Genomic DNA, 1,737 nt, shown 5'->3' on the forward strand with positions numbered 1-1,737 from the left:
GACAGGTGACGCGATGCCACCGGAACACCGAGGACGGGCACCGTGGTCTTGGCAGCGAGCATCCCCGGGAGGTGCGCGGCACCGCCGGCGCCGGCGATGATGGCGCGGAGCCCCCGACCGTGCGCAGCCTCCGCGTACGCGAACATCTCGTCGGGCATCCGGTGGGCGCTGATCACCGATGCTTCGTGCGCGACGCCGAAGTCGGTCAGCACGTCGACGGCCTTCTCCATGGTCGGCCAATCGCTGGCCGATCCCATCACGACCCCGATCGAGCACTCGCGTCCGTCAGCCACCGGACCGAGCCTAGATGTTGAGTCGCGGGTCGGACACGTGCGCACGCGGGGATTCGACGGTCACGTGCGGGTGCTGGACTTCTTGCGCAGAGCGGCGACGGCGACGCGCTCGTCGGGCAGCAGGTTGCGGTCCGCGAGGCGATGGTCGCACGCGGCGGCGAGGTAGGCATCGATCGCGCGGGGTCCCCGGAATCGGCGGAACGCGCGCGTGAACACCTCCTGGCCGACTCGCTCCGCCGTGGTCGTCGTGCCGAAGGTCGTCATCTCGACGTACGTGATCGCCGCGTCGAAACCGGGTGGCCCACCCGCCGCGTTCGTCCAGTCGATCACGACGGGCCCGCCGGGAGCCATGATCACGTTCATCGGATGCATGTCGAGATGCAGAACGCTGTGATGGTGCTCCGGGTCTGCGGTATCGGCCAGCAGCCAGGACGGGGATGCGATCTGGGCGAGCCGTCGTTGGAGCCGCGCCAGGACCCGCGCGTAGTGAAGAACCTTCCATGGTGCGGCTTCCAGGCTCTCGATCATCGTCGACCCCTCGACGCGATCCATGACGATGTCCGCCCCGTCGACGGAGTGGACCTTCGGAACCGGATAGCCGACCGACGCGACGTGGCCCATCACGCGCGCCTCGAGTTCGGTGTCCGGCGTGGCCTCGCGATAGCGGCGCAGAACCCGTCCATCACCGATGTCGAACACGTCGGCCGCGCGACCCGACGCGAGGAGTGGTCCGGGCGGGTCGGTCATGTGCGGACGGTACCGCGCGCGAGCATGGGGTGATGTCGGCCGGATACTCGGGGACGCCACTGGCGAAGAAGCTGGGGATCGTCGAGGGTTCCACCGTGGGACTGCTCGCGGAGCCCGACGGGTTCCGCGACCTGCTCGATCCGATTCCGGACAACGTCGCGTTCCGCTCGTCGTTGCGTGGCCATCTCGACGTCGTCGTGTTCTTCGTCACGCGCCGCGTCGAACTCGAACGCAGGATTGCGGCGGCGGGACGGTCGATCCGCCCGGCCGGGGGTCTGTGGATCGCCTGGCCGAAGCGGGCGTCCGGGGTACCGACCGACATGACGGAGGACGTCGTGCGCGAGGTCGCACTGCCGCTGGGACTCGTCGACAACAAGGTGTGTGCGATCGATGAGGTGTGGTCGGGTCTGCGCATCGTGTGGCGTCGCGAGCATCGCTGATTCTCAACCCACCATGTCGTCGCGACGCGGGCGTGCGACAGTGTTCGCATGAGTGCGTTGGCCAGCACGCCCGAGCCGCCCTACTACGCCGTGATCTTCACGACGACCTCGACCGCCGACACCGACGGATACGAGGTGGAGGCTGCGCGGATGGTCGAACTCGCCCGGGAGCAGCCGGGCTTCCTCGGCATCGATACCGCGCGCAGCGACGGGGTGGGGGTGACCGTGTCGTACTGGGCGTCCGAGGAATCCATCAC

The 1,737-nt window shown here is 68.6% G+C and carries 4 protein-coding genes; 2 read left to right on the forward strand and 2 right to left on the reverse strand.

The genetic code is table 11. The annotated features are described in order from the left end of the window. Positions 1-257 (reverse strand): AIR carboxylase family protein (locus tag WBV89_RS18440; RefSeq protein ID WP_423982797.1); only part of this gene is annotated, 257 nt, incomplete at its 3' end. A gap of 96 nt (positions 258-353) precedes the next feature. Beyond that, on the reverse strand, positions 354-1,040 hold the full coding sequence (locus tag WBV89_RS18445) for a phosphotransferase (protein WP_423982794.1): 687 nt from the start codon (positions 1,038-1,040) through the stop codon (positions 354-356). Between the two features lie 32 nt (positions 1,041-1,072). On the opposite strand from WBV89_RS18445, the gene WBV89_RS18450 reads away from it, so the two are divergent. Next, positions 1,073-1,480 (forward strand): DUF3052 domain-containing protein, encoded by a 408-nt coding sequence (locus WBV89_RS18450; RefSeq protein WP_423982795.1) that lies wholly within the window; start codon positions 1,073-1,075, stop codon positions 1,478-1,480. Positions 1,481-1,528: 48 nt separating this feature from the next. Next, positions 1,529-1,737 (forward strand): antibiotic biosynthesis monooxygenase family protein (locus WBV89_RS18455; protein ID WP_423982796.1); only part of this gene is annotated, 209 nt, incomplete at its 3' end.

It is taken from the genome of Ilumatobacter sp. (assembly GCF_049588435.1).
Taxonomy (GTDB): Bacteria; Actinomycetota; Acidimicrobiia; order Acidimicrobiales; family Ilumatobacteraceae; genus Ilumatobacter_A.

Bases quoted from the DNA above. Each gene is read 5' to 3' on its own strand.
- WBV89_RS18445 (WP_423982794.1), bottom strand. From the start codon at position 1,040: ATGACCGACCCGCCCGGACCACTCCTCGCGTCGGGTCGCGCGGCCGAC.
- WBV89_RS18450 (WP_423982795.1), top strand. From the start codon at position 1,073: ATGTCGGCCGGATACTCGGGGACGCCACTGGCGAAGAAGCTGGGGATC.